We start from the raw sequence: 20,111 nt of genomic DNA, 5'->3' as shown, positions 1-20,111 counted from the left end.
AATTAAGTGAAACAAAGTTATTCCTCTGATTCTTCGTCTTCTACTTCACCTTCCATTTCATATTCTTCTAATTCTTCATCATCCTCACGAATTGTATCTTCCTCCTCATCGTCGTCCTCGTCCTCTTCATAATCAAAAGAAGTATTTCTTCCTTTCATAAATTTCCAATAATAGTAAGCACCACAAACTCCTGCCAGAACCAGCAGCATTAATAAAATCGTGCCGGAATTATTGCTTTTCTTCTCAGGTTCTTCCTTTTCTTCCGGTATGATCGTAACTTCTGGTTCCGGTATCTCTGTGATCTTCTCTGTTTCAAGTGGCAGTGCGGATTCTGCAATAGCCTGGTTCTGTGGAAGTGTGACCATGTTGGTATCCGTAAAGTTCAAAAGATCATTTTCGCCTACCTCTGTAAGAAGATAAACATTTTCATCCGTTTTATCCTTATCTACAATCAGATAAAAAACCTTATCACTTTTTGTCTTGATCGTATAAAATTCCTTTCCCCCTTTGTCCTGAACTGTTCCTGTTGTCATGCCGGAAGCAGAACTTTCTCCCTGCACCCGTCCGGTATCTGCTTCTGTATCCGTTTCATTTCCTGTGTTTTCTGGTTCTGTTGGTGCAGTAGCAGTCTCGTTCGTTGTCTGATGTTCCGTTACGGTTGCCGTAGCACTGGTGGGCTTACTTGCAGTTCCATCGGCTGGCAAAGAAGCTGCATTCTGCTCCGTTCCGGAAACCTCTGTATTCTCTTTTACTGCATCTGGATTTTCATAATAAGGGTTTCCTACTTTATAGATCTCTGACATATTTCCTGCTTTGTCTTTTGCCTGCAGGGTAAAGTATTCATAGGAAGTATCCGCTTTTTGCAAACGGACATTTAATGTATTATTCGTCAGTTCTGTGAATTCATTTCCATTGACATACAAAGCAGCAATTCCCGATTCCGCATCAACTCCCTGCACGATCAGTATCCCATTCTTCGCAGCCGCAATAATAGTTGGTTTGGTTTTATCAAAACACTCTATGTAACGATTCTGCTCATAAGTATTTCCATTCTGATCGGTAACTCTCACATAAACACTACAATTAGAAGAGATGGATACTTCCATATTTCCGGTTATGTCTGACCATCCTCCATTTTCTGAAAGTCTTGCTTCTACTTTTGCAATAGAAAAAGCACCTGTATTCTTTGTATCTTCCACTTGAATTTTTACGGTTGCCGTATCTGTCTGCCAGCCTTCGGGTTCTGTAAAGGTAATCCCTACTTCCGGTGTTTCCGTCACATCATTTCCTGCATCTTCCTGTGCCTGTTCCACTGGATCTGCAAGAATTTCAGCTTCTGATCCATCTGAAAAATCAACATCTTCCGGGCTACTTTCTTCTGATGATTCCACTTCTACATTATCTGCCCATACAGTCAGACTTCCGGGTGAACTATAAAAGAAAGCTCCTGCCGGAAGTCCTGCTAACGTAGCTGCGGTTAAAAATACAGCTGCTCTTTTATGAAATTTCTTCATTTTCTGTCTGCTCCTTTTCTCTGGTTTCCAATATCTTTTTTTGTTCCTCCTTGCTGATATCAATCATCAACTGAAGTTCCTCTGCGGAAACTCCATTGCTTCGGATAATTTTCAGATACTCCATATCCTCTGCCTGTTTCTTCTGTTCTTCCAGATCCCTTGCTTTTTTCTGTAGCTTTTCAATCTTAGCGTAGGTTCTGGCAAGTTCTTCTTTTATTCGTTCAATGTTCAAATACGCCCCTCCTTATGGCCTGCCAAAAGCATAAAAATGAGACTGCCAGTATGCAGAATTAATGGACGTATACTGAATTGGATTTCCACAATGGATCATCTGTCCATCTCCGGCATAAATTCCTACGTGGGTAACCGGCTCTCCCGCATCATACGTCCCAGTGAAAAAGATAATATCTCCTGGCCTTGCTTCTTCTGGTGATACAGGCATACAAATGTCATAAATTCCCTGTGCAGTAAGTCTTCCCATATTGCAGACACCCGAATTGGTAAACACATAGCTTACAAAACCAGAACAGTCAAAAGAAGTCTCCGGGCTGGAACCGCCCCATACATACGGCATACCAAGATATTTGTCTGCTTCCGCAAATAATCTCCGCACAGTCTCATCATCATAACTGCCGCCTCCACCATACAGCCCGCTATCTCCGGTACTGATATAAAAAACAGGATTATAATATTCCCCATCTTTGACCAGTTCCAAATATAACTGGCTTCCGGTTGCACTTCCTGTACTTCCCGTTGTACCAATTACAGTATCTGTTGTTACTTCCTGACCATTTGCTACCGAAATGCTCTGCAGATAAGCGTATTTAATCTGCACACCTTTTTTATCCTGCGTAACTACATAATTTCCAAAAGTTCCGCTATATCCTACATCTACAACAAAACCATTCATCGCTGACTTCACTTCTGTTCCCTGTCGTACATTAATCGTCACACCTCTGTGAAGTTGTGTCTGCCCGGTTCCATTGTTTACAGAATACCCATAATAGGTACTGATATAGGCATACCAGTTTAACTCAACCGGAGTTTTATATGTCTGTAAATTTCCTCTGTTGGAATAGACCTCTTCATAAATTTCCTGCTCATCCTCTTCCATTCTGGACAGAATAACACTTCTAAGCGGTTTTGCCTGAACAGAAACATTCAGTACATCTGCAGTTACTGTACGGGTAACTTCCACAGAGTTCTGATTGCCCTCTGCCAGAAAACATTCCCAGGTCTGATGACCATGTGCCTCAGCTACTGCGTGATTATCATAATAAACATCAAACTGGACACCATACTGGGCAAAGTTTCCAGTATCTTCTACGGTGTACTCAATCCCATTCATCACTACTTTCGTCCCCATTGGAAGAAATGGATTTGCAGCATCAACCGCAAGCGTATGATTAGCCTGTGGCATTGCCCCTGAAGCAGTAGGTCCTCCACTCCACACGCCACAACAGATGGGACAGTTACAATATCCACTGGTCACCACATTTCCCAATGACTGCCCTACCTGTATCGTAGATGTTTCCTGCCGGGTTTCACTTTTTTCCTCTATGGTGATTCCGTACTGTAAAGAAAAAATTGTTTCCAGTTCTCCTTTTATCTCTTCAAACTTAAAATCCCCATACCTGGCAGTCAGATAACTGATCAATGTATGGGGATCATGGCCGATTTCACCAATGTTATATCTGTATTCATCTTTTCCTGGATACCGGGCTTCCATCTGGTTTATTTTCTGCTGAAGACTGGCTTCCAACTGCGTATAATACAACTCTGCTTTTTCAATTTCGTCCGGATCCGCAATGTAACTGGAAGCGATTACCGTAGAAATTCCATTAGAAAACATAGCCGAACAGGAAGCAAATCCTGTCATTACAGAAAGAAGCAAAATCAATAACAACCCCAATGAGATCAGAGTAGTTACATTTCTTACAAATACTTCCTGTGCCTTTCTTGCAATTTTAGTAGCAAGATTTACTGACCGGATTGAGGTGTCTTTTGTTTCTTTTGCAATCTTCCCAGCCCGGTATGCCATCTGATACTCTCGCTTAATCCTCTGCTTCTGTATTAATTTTCTGATCAGCTTTTTCTGCATCTCTGGATGTTCTTCCAGATATTTCTGATATTGATACCTGGCTGCACTCTTCCAGGCTTTTTGCTCTAAACGGTTTTCTTTATGTATCTGACTGCGATTCTTCCGGATATTTCGACTGCTATGTTCCTGTAATATCCACTCACTCGAACGCACCAGCTTATGCGCTGCATCTACAGCACTGTTTTCCTCCTCTTCCTCGCCTGTTTTCTGATATACTGCATTTTTTAATGCTTTTTGGGGAACAGAAGACAATGTTTTCTTTTTACCATCCGTTTTCCCTGTTTTTTTATCGAAATATAAATGATACTTTACCTTTGCTTTCTGTTCCTCATTTGTTTTCTTGATATAAACAGAATCTTTCGGAATTTTGTTCTGCCTTTCAGCTTCCTGTTTTCTTGCAGCCTTATCCACTTCCTGATAAGTTTTTATTGTTTTTCGGCTATATTTCTGCGTTCTTTTTTTTCGATTTGTAGAAACATCATTCTTCTCTGCCTGAAAATGTCCTCCATCTGTTTCAGACGAAGTTTTCTTTTCTTTCTTCAGACTTCCATCTGTCTCCAGTTTTCCAAACTGCAGTCTCTGCTGTTTCTTTTTCTGTCGCTGATACTGGCTCCTGTGTTTTTCTTTGCGCTCACGTATTTCTACCGCTGAATCCACAGATACACCTGCAGGCTTGTCCCGGTATCTGTACCGTCCCTGTGTTTTTTGTTTTCCCGGAGGACTGTTTGCAGCCTCTTCTTTTTTCGCAGGATTTCCCTCCTGAACTTTTTCGGAAAATTGTTTCTTTTCAGCTTTTTTATGAGAGTTTTTCTTCTTTTCAGAAGTAATAAATGCCTGTTCTACATCCTTCTGTTTATAAGACAACTCCTGATCGCTGTTTGTAACTTTTCTGGTCTCCTTTGTTGCAAGATTTTCCTCAACCAGACCATTTCTGGTCATACGGCTGACTTTCTTCTCTTTCGCCGTATATTTTTGTTTTCCCAATGTACCTCACCTCTGCTTTTTTGTCCGTTAAGTCTGAATCTCATCCGGTTTAGTACTCATCAAAGCATAGGTTCTGGTATCCTGCGGATATCTGTCTGCAAAAGGTATGATTACATTTCCGTAAAAAAGCAGCCCTTCTCCTGCATTACTGTTATTTGCAAAAGAAATCTGATGTTTGGAAATATTCAATTTCTCCGCAAGGATCTTCTGATCCCCACTGTGCTGATTTAACATCAGGATAAAATCACTGTTTCCCACAATACTTTCTACTGCTAGAGAGCCAAGAAAATCTGTTACATTCTGGCTGATTCCTGTAATGATTCCACCCCACTTACGAAATCTCTTCCACATTTCAATAGAATAATTAGCAGTCTGTGGCTGGTTCAGCAAAAGGTGAAATTCATCCACATAATAACGGGTTGATTTCCTGCGACTGCGGTTCTGTGATACTCTTGTCCAAACCATATGCTGGACAATCAACATCCCTGCTTTTCGTAATGTGGTTCCAAGTTCCCGGATATCAAAGCATACCACTCTGTTCTGCGTATCAACATTACTTCGATGGTTAAATACATTCTGCGATCCTGTTACATACAACTGCAGACTGTTGGCAATGTTCTGTGCTGCTGGTTTATCTGGTGCATAAAAGTTCAGACGTTCATAGAAATCCTGCAAAGTCGGCATATTTTCCGGTTTTGGATCATTGTAAAGATATTTTTTATAAATGTCTTTTACACACAGGTCAATCATGGAAACCTCATCACCATTTAATTCTGCATTTTGAGGTTTCTTCATAATGACCTCGCAGAAAGATGTGATAAACTCTGCTTTATCAGCAATAATGGTATCAATATCCTCCACATCGCCATTAATCCTGTATTTCTCCGGATGATAAATAACATCCAGGTTCACTTCCATAGGATTGATGTAATCATTACTTTTTGCACTGATTTTAATAACTTCACCATTTAAGGCATTTACCAGCGGAAAATATTCTCCCTCCGGGTCACAGATAATAATGTCATCGTCTGTAATCAGGAAAACATTGAGAATTTCCCTTTTCGTTGCAAAACTCTTACCGGAACCAGGAGTACCCAAAATCAGGCCGTTAGGTGTTTTCAATCGTTTCCGATCCACCATAATGAGATTGTTTGACAGTGCATTTAAGCCATAGTAAAGAGCTTCACCGCCTTGGAAAAGTTCCTGTGTGGTAAACGGAACAAAGATTGCTGTAGAAGTCGTAGTCATAATTCTCTGTATTCCAGTCTGGTTCATTCCCAGTGGCAGTGATGCCACAAGTCCCTGTTCCTGCTGATATTGAAGTCTCCGTATATTACAATTATATTTCTGGGCAATTCCTGCCGTCTGATACACAATATTGTCCAGTTTTCTCTTATTGTCCGCTGTATTCATCAGCAAAAAAGTAAGTTCAAAAAGTTTCTCATTTCTGGACTGGATTTCATTGAGCAATCCCTCCACATCCTCTCCGTATGTAGAAATGTCCGTTGGAATAATATCCATATCATATCCGCTTCTGACCGCTTTCTTCTGTTCTTCAATTTTCATTTTCTGAATATTTGACAGCGTACTTTTCAGACTTTTAATAGCTGCCTTGGGATCAATGGGACGCAAGTGCATATTGATGATAAGATTCTCTTCCAGATCCAGCAGATCTGCCAGCAGTTTATCCGTAAGTTCTGGTGATGTAATCTGTAAATATGACACGCATCCAAAAGTCTGTCCCATCCGAAAATAGCTGTCATTGCGAAAATCAAATCCGGTAGGTGCAATAAAGTCTTTTGTCTGCAGACCTGTTTTTGCAACCATCCCATAATGGAAATGGAAAGATTCTTTTGTGTCCATATTCATCACATCATGCAGAATTTTCAGACGTTCTACTCCATTTAAAGGCTCTGCCATGGCTCCCATCACCTTAAAATTATTCAACACACTGGCTTCAATTCTCTCCAGCCTGGATTTTGCATTTCGCAGATTATCCGCTTTAATGGAAAATGTGATATATTTTGTTTTTACAAGCCCGTTATTTCCTTTGGAAAGCTGCATTTTCAACATATCCGAATATTCTTTCCGGATATCATTGAAACAGTCATCCTGCTCTGGAATATCAATATTTTTTGCATACTCATCAAAATTCACCTGTTGATTAAGAAATGTAATTTGTACCTCAACAGAGCTGTCAAATGAATTTAGGAACTCACAATAGTTCTCAAAAATAGCCGCTTTATCATCATTCTGCGCTAACTGGTAATTTATATCGTAGAACTGCACCATTTTTGAATAATAGTTATCATCCGTTCTGCAGATACCATCCTTATATATTTCCTTATATGGAATCGTATCCTGCGCTGTAAAAGGCTTCCTCTTCTTCTGATTCTCCGCTTTTATCATCCGAAGTTCTTTCAGACGCTTTTTTTCCTCTTTCGTAAGTCCGGTTTTCTGTTTCTTATTTTTTTCGGTCTGCTTTTTTAAAGAAATGGAACGGATTTCTCGCTTCCCTGGCTTCTTTTGCCTTTTTCTCAAGCCATGCACCCTCTTTCTCTAATTTATCGTACTCTATAATCCGGTCATATAAGTTTTTTGAACGATAGACCCTGATTCCAGGTCTTAAAAATTTCTGCCGGATAATGTGAAGCAGTATTTTCTCTGCTGGAAATCCATCCTTTTCATACATTGCAAAAAAGAAAAATGGCAGCATCACTATGATCATAAGCGTTGCTGCCACATCTGTTCCCAGTCCTGCTTTTGTCAGCAAATAGACCGGAACCCCACAAATTCCTGCCAGAGAAAAACATATAATTTGTCTTTTAGTTAAATTCAGTGCTAATTTTGTCTTTATTTTTGAAAAATCTTTCGGCACTGGAACATATGCCATATTCTTGTTTCCTCCTAATGTGCATTGAAGATTGATTTTGCCAGGGAACTGGTCTTAAACAGGCTGAAACATAAAATAACTGTATATGCTGCAACTGACCAGATAGCTGTATGAAGATTATCCGCAACTGTAATAGCATTTACCAGAACTGCATAAATCGCAACACATACCATCATAAAAAATCCCTGGAATCCCAACGCTAATAATGCCTTCACATAATTATTTCCAATACTTCCCCATTCCCTGTTCGTAAATGTTGAAAACGGAATAGGTGCCACAGAGACATAAAGATATATTTCTATCATTCGTCCATATAAAATGACGGTAATCAGGACTGATATGATTTTTAGACATAAACTGACCAGCATCGTTTCCAGACCAAGCCCCAGTAATTCTCCGATTCCCATATCTTCAATCTGCGTTTCAAGAAGCGTTTTCAATGCTTCTGTAACATCAATAGATGCGGAACCGGTTATCATACCGCCAGCATTGGATACCACATGATTCGCTACATCAAAAATTGCCATCGCAATATCAAAAGTATGAGTAACCAGATATACCGCTACCCACATCTTAAAAATGTATTTGAAAAACATAAACGTATCCGTATCGTGCATATTGTTTTTTTCCATAATCATGGAAATCAGCTCATAACACAGTACAAATGTAATAATCATCCCCGCAATGGGGACAATGACATTATCCGACAGATTTTTTATCATGGAAAAAATGCCACTGTTCCAATTTTGGGGTGTTTTCCCAACCTCTGTAGCAATCGTTTCTACTTTGGTATTTACATCGGTGAACATGGTATCCAGGTTTGATGTGATCCAGCCTGTTAGCAGATCCTTTATGAACTCTGTTATTTTTTCGGTTATTCCACCCATTTATTTATCCAAACAAAGTTGCAAGCTGTGGAATCAGGTTTATTCCAATCAGTACGATGCCACCGCCCGCCATCAACTGTTTTATTCCTTGTGACTTTGCACCCGGATTGTCCGTTCCATATCCTTCCAGCAGATTGATCACTCCCCAGGCTGCAAGTCCGGCTCCGATCGCACAAACCAATGTTTTTAAGGTCGTAATTGCCGTTGTAAAAAATGCCATAAGTGTACCTTTGGAAAACTTACATTTTCCAGTCCTTTCTTAGATTTTTTCCAGAAAGGGAAGAAAACACTATATAAACCCTGCCTTTTGTGCTACACTAAGCATAGGATTTTCTACTTGGAAAATTCTTCACACGTACAGTCGGTATATTCATTTTCGTCGATGGATACCGACTGTTCCTTTTTTCCAAATTATTCATGATTTCCTCCCATGATCCACTTCCCGACAATTTGTCGAGAAGTTACATCTGATACAGTTCCACTTCATCCTCTGGTTTCAGTATCAGATTAGTACTCAGATATTTTTCAATATCAAAGATATTCTTTTTGTCATAATCGGACAGATATTTGTAGTTTTTATGTTTGCAAATATCGTATTTATTTGAGAAAAATGGTCTGACACCTCTCACCTGCAGAATACATTTTCCTCCGTCCATGACTGCTATTTCATCCTGGCTCATCAACTCCTTTCCTATTTTCTGGTAGTTCATTCCATAAGACCGCTGACTGCCTCTCGTATCCGATGTGTTATAAAGATCTATGGTTTCTTTTCCCAGGATCTCCGCTATTTCCTTTAATGTCGTTTTTTCCTTTCCCCCCAGGAATAAGGTCGTATCATGAGGTAAGCTTCAGCTCATCCTTCGAAAAGGGCTTGCATCCACTCCCTCCCAAACCGCACGTACACCTCTCGATGTATACGGCTTTCCGCTTATCATTTGCGGTGTTACGAATGAATTAAATTATGGCATTCGGGGCATACCACGAGTGTTTTCCGTCTCCTTTTTCGCATGAGAAGTACCCACTCTGTATTTCCCTTTAAATCTTTGAGTTTCTTAACTTGGTGTATTACCAGATTTCTACAGTCTTTTTGGCATAATTCACAAGTATGACGTTCCACTCTCTGTTTGAGAGTGTTAGTCTTGGCATATTTTGAAAACTGCGGAAGCTCGCTTACATTATCAAACTTTGTAGCACATTCCTTCCGTTTATAACCATCCCTGTAGAATGTTGTTGTTTTCATTCCCTGCCTTGTTTCATACGCAACTGTAAATAATTCGTTTCTGCAATATCTCCGCTTAATCTCATGAACGTTCGTCTTATACTTGCACGCAAATGTTTTATACATGCTGTATTTCATTACATTGGCAAATCTCCCTATTTTAAAGGAGTCATTCGCTATGGAGTAATAATTATATAGTCCACGGACTTCTGCATTGTATCTTGCGAGAATTTCAATATCGCTCTGGTTTACCAGTTTTCCCCTATGAAGGGCTACAAATCTCTCTTTTCCGTTTTCGTTGATTTTGATTTTCATTGCTTTGTATTCAATTAACTTACCTACCCATTTTTCGCGTGGAACGTACAGTTTAACAACTCCTGTCTGACATCTCTGAACCCTTCCGTTAGAAGCCTTCTGTAGCGTCTGCACTCTTGATACCGTAATGTCGTAACCTAGAAATCTTGCTCTGTCTCCAGTGTGCGTAACCTTTGTCTTAGTGTCTGACATTTCTAATTTCAATGCTTTTTGCAGGAATATTTTCACGTCTTTCTTGATAGCTTCTGCGTCTGCTTTGCTACCAATAACCCCGATGATAAAATCATCCGCATATCTCGTATACTGCACCCTTTTATAATTACTGTCGTTATAGACGTACGGTGTTGTAGATTTTTCAATCATTTCCAGTTCCTTAAGATTTTTGCATCTGATTTTCTTTTCTTCGTCAGACAGACTATCCCATATCTCTCTGCCCTTTTTCCTATATCTGTATGCCTTACCGACACTGGACTTATATGCAGTAGAAAAATGTTTCTTCTTGGCTTCTGTATTGAAGTTTTCTGCATAATTTTCCATAAATTTGTCCAATTCATGAAGGTAAATATTTGCCAGCACTGGACTGACTCCCGACCCCTGCGGCACTCCGCTATAGGTTCTGTTGAATGTCCATTGTTCCATATATCCTGCTTTTAGGAATTTCCATATAAGCTGGATAAACGCTTCGTCATCAATCCTCTTTTTCAAGAGGTCGATAACTACATGGTGGTCGAAACTGTCAAAACAAGCGTGTATATCTCCTTCCACAAACCAGTTCGCACCAGTAAAGGTGTTCTGTATCTGTTTCAGTGCTGTCTGACAGCTTCTGTTTGGTCTGAACCCATGTGATTTATTACTGAACACAGGCTCATAAATACTCTCCAAAATCATCTTAACGACTTCCTGCACGAGTTTATCATCCCCTGACTGAATACCCAGAGGACGTTTTTTACTGCTGTTTTTCTTTGCAATATATTCTCTTCTTGCAGGCTTAGGTTGGTAACTTCGGTTTTTTAAGGATAAAATAATCCTCTCAATTCTCTCGTTACCCATGCCATCAATCGTTGTTCCATCAGCTCCGGCAGTCATACTGCCATCATTTGCGTAGATATTTTTATACGCAAGCCAATAAAACTCCGGATTGTACAGATTTCTGTATAATCTCTGAAATCTGTAAGTTTCATTCTTTGACTTTTCCATCAAATTTTTCAATACCTCAGTTGGATTTCTCAATGCCTCTCGCACCTTCCTTCATTTTAGTATTTTCTGATAAGCTGCTCCCCTTCGCCATGTGAACGTCATTAACGTCTCGGACTACTATGGGAGCTGTGTGACCATGCCTGTTACCAGGTTTAGGTCATCCCCAGTTAGTAAATACAGGATTAGCATTCAGTGTTGTCGGCACCGACTTTCGCCATTTATCCGCTGTCTTGCGGTTGCTCTTTCATGAGTATCGCTTGCTTTCATAACTGCGAAATGAAACCAACATGAAAAGCATACGTTTCAATCCTTTTCGTATGCGGGGCACGGGTTCCCCCACTCTGGCTATCGTTTAGGCAGTTTAGCTTTGTACCTCATACACTGATTTTTTATTCTTAAATATTCTGACGCATAGGATTAGCGCCTTTCCTATTTACGTTCCACCTGGAACAACAACATGCTACACTCCCCTTCGGGTTTCCCCTCTCGGATAAGTTGTAGAATAATAGGTTGTGATTTTTCATCACCTGATACTTTTACCTACCGCTTGCTAAAGGCGGTATCCTGTAAGTACCACGTCGCCAATTTATATTGCGCTGGCGACTTCCGGGCGCACACAGTTCCCTTCGATGGTATCGGCATTATCCTTATAAATTGCCTTAAGCTGAGACTTTGACTGCAAAATAATAGAAGCTGAGATTTCCCGGCTTCTAATCGTAGCAATCAATTTTTCAAATTTAGGAATTTGTCCGATGTTCGCAAACTCGTCCAGGAGACACCTCACATGAATTGGAAGTCTGCCTCCATATACATCATCAGCTCTGTCACAGAGCAGATTAAAAAGCTGTGTGTACATAATAGAAACAATAAAATTAAAGGTATCATCGGTATCTGAAATAATAACAAACAATGCAGTTTTCCTGTCACCAACCAGATCCAATTCCAGCTCGTCATAACTCATAAGCTCCCGCAGTTCCGCAATATCAAAGGGTGCGAGTCTTGCACCACAACTGATCAGAATAGATTTTGCTGTCTTACCGGCAGCCAGCTTGTATTTTTTGTACTGCCTTACTGCAAAATGGTTCGGGTCTTTCTGCTCCAGTTCATCAAACATCAGATCTACTGGATTCTTGAAATTCTCATCATCTTCCCTGGCTTCTGACACATTGATCATTTCCAACAGAGTATTAAAATTCTTTTCTTCTTCCCTGCCTTCATACCAGATATAACCAATCAAGGCACAATAATAGAGTTTTTCCGCCTTTACCCAAAAATCCTCACCTGATTGCTGCCCTTCACCTTTGGTATTAGCAATAATGGTTGTTACCAGTTTTAGAATATCTTTTTCACTGCGGATATATACAAATGGATTATAGTGCATGGATTTTTTGAAGTTAATTGTATTCAAAACTTTGATTTTATACGGTTCATATATAACTTTTCCCTCTTTGTCCCGCACGATTTTTCCATTCTCATCCGTCATCGGACTGCCTTTTGCCAGCATACTGCCAACTTCCAGAAGCACAGTTCCCTTCGGATCAGTAATCACATAAGAGCTGTGCATCTGCATAATGTTAGGCTTTACAAAAAATCTGGTTTTTCCAGAACCGGAACCGCCAATTACCAGAATGTTTTTATTCCTGGCGTATTTCGGATTCTTTGGTCTGCTTGACATAGTAAGACTCTCTGTTTCTGTGAGAATAATATTATTTTCAAATTCAGGATCAGCATATGGTCGTATATCTTTTTCTGTTCCCCATCTGGCAGAACCATACTCCACACCCAGCCGATATTTCCTGGCATTTTTCGTGCGGTAAATAATAATAAACTTTACAGCCACGCCTCCTGCGATTCCACACAACAAATCTATATGATTCAAACTTGGCCAGAGATTCTGAAACGCCAGTTCAAAATAAGTAATGGTATTCATCAATTTATCCCAAGAAGTTGCTCCGGTGTTTACCCTATACAGCCAGGCAATCTTATTGAAAAAATAAGCAAACATCAGATAGGGGAAATTAGCTAAAAACAGCTTTTTCTGATCTGCCCTCTTCAATTCACTTGCCTTGTCCGTAATCAGATTTTTCACATCCGCAAGCATTTTTCCTGGGATACTCTCTGAAGAAAAAACAGCTTTTCCAAATATTTTTCTCTTTTTCGGAGAACCTCTGATATGCTGAACTTTTCCTCTTTTCTTCTTATGCTGCTGTTTTTTCTCCGTCATAAACTCTGCCCTCTGTCTTTCTGCTGTTCTCTTGCTCGTTCTCTGTTCTTTCCTTTAGACACAGCATCCTTAAAGTGCATAAGTTTTTTCATAATAGATGGTTTATCCTTTTTGTTCATCTGTACACCCAAATATTTCTTAAATGCCAGATTCATCATTTCTGTATCCTGTCCTTTAAAGAACACATAGTAGGTCGGTGGCTTGGTCGAACTGTCTTTTTTCAAGGCAAAATCTAAACGGTATTTTTTCGCCACACGTTCAAAAGACTTGATATTTCCATCTGTGATCTCAATATTAGATAAACCAGAACCCTGGCTTTTCAATTCTTTGTATGACTGTTTTCCAACCTTATAAGAATTCTTTCCCTTTTGCTTCTGTCCTGACAGATACTTCCGCAGCATATTTTTTAACACGTCGGCAGTCACTCTTGCAGTTTTAACCGACAATGCGATTGTTTTCTGAGTAACTTCTTCCTGCAATTTGCACGCCTCCTTTCGACTCTGATCAGCAAATTACGGTGGTACTAACAGATGGGGGAGATATATTTTCATTGGAATTTGACTCCTTTCCACTTCCCGACAAATTATCGAGAAGTCATGGGTTTTAATTTTTCACTGTCTGCTTCAATAAATAAATTGTGCTGAACTGCACATATAACTTTTCTTCTTCCCAATCCATCTGATCCATCAGCAGGCATTGGAATAATACATCTACATCCTGCAATTTATAAATCCTGTTGCACGTTTCTGACAAACCTTTTAATTCCGGAATCTCTTGCATCGCATTTCGTCTGTGCATAAGACATTGCAAGTATAATGCTTCAAGATGTTTCTGGCTGAAAATAAGTGCTGTCGTATCCTGTTCATTGACTGTACATTTACGTTTTTCTAACTCTTCTTGGGAAATGTCCAGAAAACACCGGATATTTTCGACATATACATCACCATCAAATGTTGGATGCTTTTTCTTAATCCATCGTTTTGCCGCTACCTCCATATTCTTTCTGTCTCGATCAGATCTGGCACTACGGAAATTCAGCCTTTTGCCCATTTCTGCATAGATATTACTTTTCACCTGCCGCTCTGCCAAAGCTGCGTATTCTTCATTGCGAAAAAAATAATCTAAAAGTTGGTTCATCTTAGCCTGACTATCTACCAAATGATAACATTCCTCGGAAAACCCCAAACCTGCAAATGCAACTGGCGCACTTCCTTTTTTGATTTCTTTTTCAATTACTCTTAAAATGTCTCTCTGTGATTCCATTTCTCGGTTTCCTCTCTCTTCTTCATTTTTCTGATTCTTTTCACAAATCATCAATAAATTTTCATCTGCTCTTTTCGCTGTCAGTGTCAGTGAATAACAAACAAAGATCAGCAACAGTGATACCAATGCACTTCCAACACCAATCATAAAAACTTTTCCCCCACCAATACATGAAGCAATCCGTCCCATTTAAAAAACGGACTGATTTTTTTCAGCATAGCAATCAAGTCCGCTTCATTTTCTATTTCAATATCCAAAAATTCTATTACACTAATTTCAAGTCCATCCGCAATTTTCTTTAATTGTTCTACTTTCGGCTTTCGTATGCCTATTTCATACTTCCGAATTGTATTCACATTAATTCCTGTTCGTTCTGCAAGCAGCTCCTGCGATAGCCCTCTCTGTTTCCGAAAATAACGAATCTTTTCATTTATCTCCATGTCTTTCATCTGTTGAACTTCTCGACAATTTGTCGGGAAGTTGTTCCCTTTCCCAGTTTTCTTTTCCTTCATATCCATACATAGATATTTCCTCATCCAATAGCCTTGCAACCATAAAGCAACAAGACAGCAAAAACAAAAGCACTATTCCTGCCATAATAATAATTATCAAATCAATCACATCTCATCCTCCTATGTAAGCGGTACAGAAAAAGCAGCCTTGACAGACTGCTTTTTCAATCACCATATTCTATTTTTGTTCTCATGTAAAAAGGCTTCCGAAATTGTGCGAATCCCAAACGCTAATCCATCTATGTAAGCGTCTCTCTGTTCTGTTTGTTTAAGATTTAAAGTATATTCCTTGTAATCCTCAAACATTGCCTGCAGATCCGGACTCATTAGACTTATCATTTCCTTTTCTAATGTTTCACACAGTTCCTTTGTCTCTTCATAACTTTTACTTTGTGTCTCACATTGATTCATTGGATAAATGCTATAATACAATTTTTCCAGTTGCTTTTCGCTCATTTTTGATCACCATTTCTTTCAGTCTTTTTATGATCCATATAATTCCAGAAATGCCGTTTTTTAGCAAAATGCCTGCTACAGCTAATAATCTCCAGGCAAGAACCCCTATTCCAATCAAACTTCCTACCATCAGTTTAAGTACCACCAAACCAAGCATTTCCCCTGTCCCCACATTTCTTGGAACGACCAACAAAAACATTTTCTGGATTCCGAAAGGTATTCCCACAAAAAGCAATAATTTTCTCCAGTCTAATATTTCACCATTCATGCACATAGGGTGAACAATTAAGCAGATAATCATAGCTATTGCACCAGGAATTATCAATTTTGTTATAATTTCTTTTCCTCTCATATGCCACCTCCGTACATATCATGATTTACTTTTGCCTGGTAATAATTGCCTATTGTCGTTATTGAATTCATAAGACAGGTAAGCAAATACGCTTTTATGTTCTTTACTTCCCTGGTATTCTCATGCAGACAGTCAAGTACATACTCTATGTGGCTTTCTTCCAGCAACAATAATCTGCTTTTTACGAACTGATATGGGTATTTCACTCCACTGATCGTAATATTCTCCCGTTCTATGCTGATTGTTTCCACAATTAGTGCCACAATTTCATCCAACTGTTGCTGTTCCCCTAGTCTGCATCGTTGTACAAGACAGTCATATTCAATATTTCTTTTTACAAGTGCAGTATTCATCTGGAATAACCCCATCTCTTCCATCAAATCCATTGACTGCTGTTCGGAAGAATCTGAAAGATTGATAAGATCAGTATTACTTCTGTCAGTATTACTAATATCAGTATAATTATAATTAGTATTATTAGGGTCGGTTTTTCCGACTTCTGTACTTCGGTTTTTCCGAACTCTTGACTTCGATTTTTCCGACTTCCAGACTTCGGTTTTTCCGAACTCTTGACTTCGACTTTCCAGAACTCCAGACTTCGGTTTTTCCGAACTCTTGACTTCGGCTTTTCCGACTTCTTGACTTCTGTTATCATTCTCTGCCGAATCTAATACTTTTTCTTTTCTATATACAAAGCTCTTTACATAAATAATTGTTGGTTTTCCCAATCCTCTCTTTACTCTTTCAATCAAACCAATTCCTTTATCAGTATCTAATTCTGCAAGAATTTTCACACCTTTGTCTTTTCCGCAGTTCATATATTCCATCACTTGTTCCAATGTAAATATGATATAAACTTTCCCCTCATTGTCCACCCAATTATTTCTGATAGACAAAGCCATTCTGTCCAGCATCAGCCCATAAAGAACCTTTGCATCGCTGGACAGATTACGGAAATATTCATCTGTGAATAATACTTTGGGAATACGGTAAAAAGCAAACTGTTCCGATTCATAATCGTGAAAATAACCAAACTCTATTTTTGTGCTTTCGGATTTTGCCATTTTGCTTTCCCTCCTTCCCTCGTTATTGGCTTTTCTTCCAGTTATCAAGCAGTTCATAGATAACCTGTTCAATCTGTTCTCTGTTATATTCCTTTGGGAAATACTTTCGTATTTTCTTTTCAGTTAAAGTAACTTTTCCTGTCTCTGTTTTCTTTTCATTCAGAATAAGCTGTACCGCTAATTCTGTCAGTTTACCTTCACCGCTGTATTGCTTCAGTTTTGTTGCCATTGAACCTGTAACAGAGCTTGCCCCAGACACTATGCAGTCTTTCACCCAAATCTGCTCCGTTTCTGATAAATAGGTTAATGAAACACCTACTGTAAAATTAATCTTTCCTTCATCCAACAATTTCAGCAATTCCGGAATAAGACAGGTCAAGCGTATGTAACGCTGAACGGTTCTTCCACTGTCACCTGCAGCCTGTCCAACCAGATCTGCACTGTCAACAGAAACTGCGTTTTCGTCTTTTATGCCTTGATGTTTTACTGCATCCATCTTCATCTTATAAGCATATGCCTTTTCGCTTGGAAGCAAATTTTCTCTCTGTATATTAGAATCCACCATAACGATTACGGCTTCATCATCGGTATAGTTTCGTATGAGTACTGGCATTTTACTTTTTCCAGCCAGTTCGCAACCACGTTTTCTCCTGTGACCAGCAATCAGTTCATATCCTCCCTCTGCGCGAGGACGTACCAATGCAGGATTTAAGATGCCATAATTCTTGATACTTTCTACTGTTTCAGCCATTTTTTCATCATCATTTACATGAAATGGATGATTTTTAAACGGATATAACTCGTTTAGCGGCACTTCAAAAACCTGATTGAAGCTATTTTGTTCTGCTTCATTGATTCCAAGCAATTCATCATAAGAAGTAAGCTGAATTTCTTTCTTAGGTTTACGCATGATTCAGCACCTCCTGGACAAGTGCCTGATAACTGTACGCACCTTTTCCTTTTGCATCGTAAGAAAAAATACTGACACCTTCTGATGCAGTTTCGGCAAGAGCTTCTGTTCTTGGAATCGTTTGATTGAAAATTTTAATCTCTGCTCCATAAGCATCTCGCACTGCCTGCTTGTTTCTCTTTGAGTTGTTATAATGACAACTGTCCATAGTAAACAAAATTCCCTCAATCTGTAAAGCTGGATTGAATCTCTGATGAATTCCTTTCACAACTTTCAGCAATTCCATAAGTCCATCTGCCGCATAATATTGTGGCTGTACCGGAATCAATACACTGTCAGCTGCAGTAAGGGCATTGATTGTCAACATTCCCAATGAGGGCATACAGTCTAATGCGGAGTAAATTATTATGCTGGGTAACTATCCGCAACAGTAGTAATAGCCTGTAAAGGTGTTTCTATTTACTCAGCATAATTTTCCATATAGAATACCCCTTACAAATCACAGGAAGGAGGTTCCTATATGGAGCAACGCAAGCTAACAGTTGAGGAATTAGTTGATGGGCTTATAGGTCATCTTGAAGTCACTGGCTACAAAGAAAGCACCCGGGAAAGATACCGGGCTTATTACAAAGTCTTTATCAAGTACTGTAAAAGAAAGGGGGTAGATCATTTTTCGCTTGATCTTGGTAAACAGTTTTTGCGAGAGCATCACAAACATGAATGGGCTGATTTTAAAAAACTTACATTGGCTCAGAATTACCTTCAACGTCACATATGGATGTTGTACGAATTTCAGCAGTATGGAGAAATACGCCAGAAAAAGAGAGAGCCAAAAGATATGAGTCTTGATTATTTCGAGGATGTATTATCTGATTACATTGCCTACGAATCGGAAAAAGGGCTCAAGGATACCACCCTAAAGGGTAAGGAGTTTTCTGCCAGAAAAGTATTTAAGTATTTCGAAAGTATTGGGATAAAAAACACCAAGGATATACGTCCCGAACATGTATATGGCTTTTTATCGAGCAAATCCTACTACTCAGTTACCACAAAGGAGGCTTTTCAGTATTTACTGCGGAGTCTGCTTGGTTATATGAGTCGAGAAGAGATATGCAGTAAAGATTTGGCGCAAATGTTTCCGGTCATTTCGATCCATACAAAGAACTCGTATCCTTCGTATTTCACACCGGAATGTATAACCAAGCTTCTTCAAAGTGTTGACACCGAAACAGTGTATGGAAAAAGAGATTATCTGATACTTCTTTTAGCTACAACACTTGGGATGAGATGTATCGATATATGCAGTCTTACCTTGGATGACATAGACTGGAAAAGAAAAACTCTTGGTTTTGTGCAGTCTAAAACCGGCGAATATGTTTCTCTGTCGATTAGTGATGAACTGCTTATGGCTCTTGCAGATTATATAAAAAATGCACGTCCTGCATGCAACTATAGGGAAGTGCTGATTAGTAACCGGGCACCTGTGAAACCATTCGATCACAGAAATTTCTATGAACTGTTGCAAAAATATTTTAAACTCACGGGAATCACTTTTAAAGAGGAGCAGAAGCACGGACTTCACTCTATGCGTTCTTCTTTAGCCAGCAACATGCTTAGAAGCGAAATTCCGATTCCTGTGATATCAAATGTGTTGGGACATAGGTATACGGACACGACAGGGATTTATATCAAAATCGATTTAGAAGGATTAAGAAAAGTCGCATTGGAGGTACCAAGATATGAGTGAAAAAGAAATGACTGGGTTTGATGGCTTATACGGGGATACGTGTATTGCATTTATAGAGTACCGGCGAAGCCTTGGATATAAATATGGAGAAAGAATTGTGCGGGCAATCAGGGAATTGAATCGGTATCTGAACGAACATACGACAGACAACACCATAAATTTGACAAAAGAACAGGTCCTTGGATTTGCTGCTAAAAGAGAGAATGAACAGCCCATGACCCAAATGAGGAGGGAAGCTCTGATAAGGCAACTTGCAGTATATTTAAACAGTGTGGGTGTACCTGCATATGTTCTCCCGGAGCATCAGCACGAAAGATGTTCATTTGTTCCATATATTTTCACAAGGGAACAGATTTGTAGTCTGTTAAAGGCGGCAGACGGCCTTCAGTATGCCTATCGCTCGCCTAATATGAACCATGTATACCCTTTTCTTATCAGGTTGCTCTATTGCTGTGGTTTAAGGATATCGGAAG

At 39.4% G+C, this 20,111-nt stretch carries 18 protein-coding genes and 3 pseudogenes; 2 read left to right on the top strand and 19 right to left on the bottom strand.

Features of this window, described 5'->3' with window-relative positions; translation table 11 throughout:
• Positions 1-17: 17 nt before the first annotated feature.
• The 19 genes and pseudogenes from G5B11_RS09055 to G5B11_RS08965 all read right to left on the bottom strand — a co-directional run bounded on the left by G5B11_RS09055 (position 18) and on the right by G5B11_RS08965 (position 18,273).
• On the bottom strand, positions 18-1,514 hold the full coding sequence (locus G5B11_RS09055) for a CD1107 family mobile element protein (RefSeq protein WP_173727762.1): 1,497 nt from the start codon (positions 1,512-1,514) through the stop codon (positions 18-20).
• The gene (locus tag G5B11_RS09050; protein ID WP_055066060.1) at positions 1,498-1,746 is read right to left on the bottom strand and encodes a DUF4315 family protein; all 249 of its coding nucleotides are present in this window, start codon (positions 1,744-1,746) and stop codon (positions 1,498-1,500) included. The genes G5B11_RS09055 and G5B11_RS09050 overlap by 17 nt, the downstream gene beginning before the upstream one ends.
• A 12-nt stretch (positions 1,747-1,758) precedes the next feature.
• Positions 1,759-4,599 (bottom strand): CD1108 family mobile element protein, encoded by a 2,841-nt coding sequence (locus tag G5B11_RS09045; RefSeq protein ID WP_244092955.1) that lies wholly within the window; start codon positions 4,597-4,599, stop codon positions 1,759-1,761.
• Between the two features lie 27 nt (positions 4,600-4,626).
• Entirely contained in the window at positions 4,627-7,008 is a 2,382-nt protein-coding gene (locus G5B11_RS09040) for a VirB4-like conjugal transfer ATPase, CD1110 family (RefSeq protein ID WP_191868086.1), read from the bottom strand.
• Between the two features lie 55 nt (positions 7,009-7,063).
• Positions 7,064-7,492 (bottom strand): PrgI family protein, encoded by a 429-nt coding sequence (locus G5B11_RS09035; RefSeq protein WP_173727760.1) that lies wholly within the window; start codon positions 7,490-7,492, stop codon positions 7,064-7,066.
• Positions 7,493-7,506: 14 nt separating this feature from the next.
• Positions 7,507-8,379: a VirB6/TrbL-like conjugal transfer protein, CD1112 family gene (locus G5B11_RS09030; RefSeq protein ID WP_005426566.1), complete on the bottom strand. Its 873-nt coding sequence runs from the start codon at positions 8,377-8,379 to the stop codon at positions 7,507-7,509.
• Positions 8,380-8,383: 4 nt separating this feature from the next.
• Entirely contained in the window at positions 8,384-8,599 is a 216-nt protein-coding gene (locus G5B11_RS09025) for a Maff2 family mobile element protein (RefSeq protein ID WP_015524585.1), read from the bottom strand.
• Between the two features lie 241 nt (positions 8,600-8,840).
• Positions 8,841-9,215: pseudogene (locus G5B11_RS09020) on the bottom strand (TraM recognition domain-containing protein); the annotation flags it as partial.
• A gap of 107 nt (positions 9,216-9,322) precedes the next feature.
• A complete protein-coding gene (locus G5B11_RS09015) occupies positions 9,323-11,143 on the bottom strand; it encodes a reverse transcriptase/maturase family protein (protein ID WP_173727758.1) in 1,821 nt (606 codons plus the stop codon).
• A gap of 583 nt (positions 11,144-11,726) precedes the next feature.
• Positions 11,727-13,115, bottom strand: a pseudogene (locus G5B11_RS09010) (VirD4-like conjugal transfer protein, CD1115 family); the annotation flags it as partial.
• 215 nt (positions 13,116-13,330) lie between these two features.
• On the bottom strand, positions 13,331-13,813 hold the full coding sequence (locus G5B11_RS09005; RefSeq protein WP_059085509.1) for a PcfB family protein: 483 nt from the start codon (positions 13,811-13,813) through the stop codon (positions 13,331-13,333).
• A gap of 124 nt (positions 13,814-13,937) precedes the next feature.
• On the bottom strand, positions 13,938-14,744 hold the full coding sequence (locus tag G5B11_RS09000) for a hypothetical protein (protein WP_005426603.1): 807 nt from the start codon (positions 14,742-14,744) through the stop codon (positions 13,938-13,940).
• Entirely contained in the window at positions 14,741-15,046 is a 306-nt protein-coding gene (locus G5B11_RS08995) for a helix-turn-helix domain-containing protein (RefSeq protein WP_227094345.1), read from the bottom strand. Before G5B11_RS08995 ends, G5B11_RS09000 begins: the two co-directional genes overlap by 4 nt.
• The gene (locus tag G5B11_RS08990) at positions 15,024-15,218 is read right to left on the bottom strand and encodes a hypothetical protein (RefSeq protein WP_005426607.1); all 195 of its coding nucleotides are present in this window, start codon (positions 15,216-15,218) and stop codon (positions 15,024-15,026) included. The genes G5B11_RS08995 and G5B11_RS08990 overlap by 23 nt, the downstream gene beginning before the upstream one ends.
• 59 nt (positions 15,219-15,277) lie before the next feature.
• A complete protein-coding gene (locus tag G5B11_RS08985) occupies positions 15,278-15,565 on the bottom strand; it encodes a DUF6809 family protein (RefSeq protein ID WP_015541255.1) in 288 nt (95 codons plus the stop codon).
• The gene (locus G5B11_RS08980) at positions 15,531-15,917 is read right to left on the bottom strand and encodes a DUF6050 family protein (RefSeq protein ID WP_005426609.1); all 387 of its coding nucleotides are present in this window, start codon (positions 15,915-15,917) and stop codon (positions 15,531-15,533) included. The genes G5B11_RS08985 and G5B11_RS08980 overlap by 35 nt, the downstream gene beginning before the upstream one ends.
• Positions 15,914-16,981: a DUF6017 domain-containing protein gene (locus G5B11_RS08975; protein ID WP_118608521.1), complete on the bottom strand. Its 1,068-nt coding sequence runs from the start codon at positions 16,979-16,981 to the stop codon at positions 15,914-15,916. The genes G5B11_RS08980 and G5B11_RS08975 overlap by 4 nt, the downstream gene beginning before the upstream one ends.
• Positions 16,982-17,003: 22 nt before the next feature.
• A complete protein-coding gene (locus tag G5B11_RS08970; protein WP_118608520.1) occupies positions 17,004-17,891 on the bottom strand; it encodes a ParB/RepB/Spo0J family partition protein in 888 nt (295 codons plus the stop codon).
• A complete protein-coding gene (locus tag G5B11_RS08965; RefSeq protein WP_274603248.1) occupies positions 17,884-18,273 on the bottom strand; it encodes a ParA family protein in 390 nt (129 codons plus the stop codon). The genes G5B11_RS08970 and G5B11_RS08965 overlap by 8 nt, the downstream gene beginning before the upstream one ends.
• Positions 18,274-18,411: 138 nt before the next feature.
• Here G5B11_RS08965 and G5B11_RS08960 point away from each other — a divergent pair, with 138 nt between their 5' ends.
• Both G5B11_RS08960 and G5B11_RS08955 read left to right on the top strand, forming a co-directional pair.
• The gene (locus G5B11_RS08960) at positions 18,412-19,638 is read left to right on the top strand and encodes a site-specific integrase (RefSeq protein ID WP_173727756.1); all 1,227 of its coding nucleotides are present in this window, start codon (positions 18,412-18,414) and stop codon (positions 19,636-19,638) included.
• A pseudogene (locus G5B11_RS08955) lies at positions 19,631-20,111 on the top strand (hypothetical protein); the annotation flags it as partial. The gene G5B11_RS08960 and the pseudogene G5B11_RS08955, both read left to right, overlap by 8 nt.

Source organism: Blautia glucerasea (assembly GCF_013304385.1).
Classification (GTDB): Bacteria; Bacillota; Clostridia; order Lachnospirales; family Lachnospiraceae; genus Blautia_A; species Blautia_A ammoniilytica.
The sequence above is the reverse complement of the archived record's forward strand: the minus strand, read 5'-3'. Positions and strand labels throughout refer to the sequence as shown.

Bases quoted from the DNA above. Each gene is read 5' to 3' on its own strand.
- G5B11_RS09055 (WP_173727762.1), bottom strand. From the start codon at position 1,514: ATGAAGAAATTTCATAAAAGAGCAGCTGTATTTTTAACCGCAGCTACG.
- G5B11_RS09040 (WP_191868086.1), bottom strand. From the start codon at position 7,008: ATGATAAAAGCGGAGAATCAGAAGAAGAGGAAGCCTTTTACAGCGCAG.
- G5B11_RS09035 (WP_173727760.1), bottom strand. From the start codon at position 7,492: ATGGCATATGTTCCAGTGCCGAAAGATTTTTCAAAAATAAAGACAAAA.
- G5B11_RS09030 (WP_005426566.1), bottom strand. From the start codon at position 8,379: ATGGGTGGAATAACCGAAAAAATAACAGAGTTCATAAAGGATCTGCTA.
- G5B11_RS09025 (WP_015524585.1), bottom strand. From the start codon at position 8,599: ATGGCATTTTTTACAACGGCAATTACGACCTTAAAAACATTGGTTTGT.
- G5B11_RS09000 (WP_005426603.1), bottom strand. From the start codon at position 14,744: ATGATTGGTGTTGGAAGTGCATTGGTATCACTGTTGCTGATCTTTGTT.
- G5B11_RS08995 (WP_227094345.1), bottom strand. From the start codon at position 15,046: ATGAAAGACATGGAGATAAATGAAAAGATTCGTTATTTTCGGAAACAG.
- G5B11_RS08985 (WP_015541255.1), bottom strand. From the start codon at position 15,565: ATGAGCGAAAAGCAACTGGAAAAATTGTATTATAGCATTTATCCAATG.
- G5B11_RS08980 (WP_005426609.1), bottom strand. From the start codon at position 15,917: ATGAGAGGAAAAGAAATTATAACAAAATTGATAATTCCTGGTGCAATA.
- G5B11_RS08975 (WP_118608521.1), bottom strand. From the start codon at position 16,981: ATGGCAAAATCCGAAAGCACAAAAATAGAGTTTGGTTATTTTCACGAT.
- G5B11_RS08970 (WP_118608520.1), bottom strand. From the start codon at position 17,891: ATGCGTAAACCTAAGAAAGAAATTCAGCTTACTTCTTATGATGAATTG.
- G5B11_RS08965 (WP_274603248.1), bottom strand. From the start codon at position 18,273: ATGCCCTCATTGGGAATGTTGACAATCAATGCCCTTACTGCAGCTGAC.
- G5B11_RS08960 (WP_173727756.1), top strand. From the start codon at position 18,412: ATGGAGCAACGCAAGCTAACAGTTGAGGAATTAGTTGATGGGCTTATA.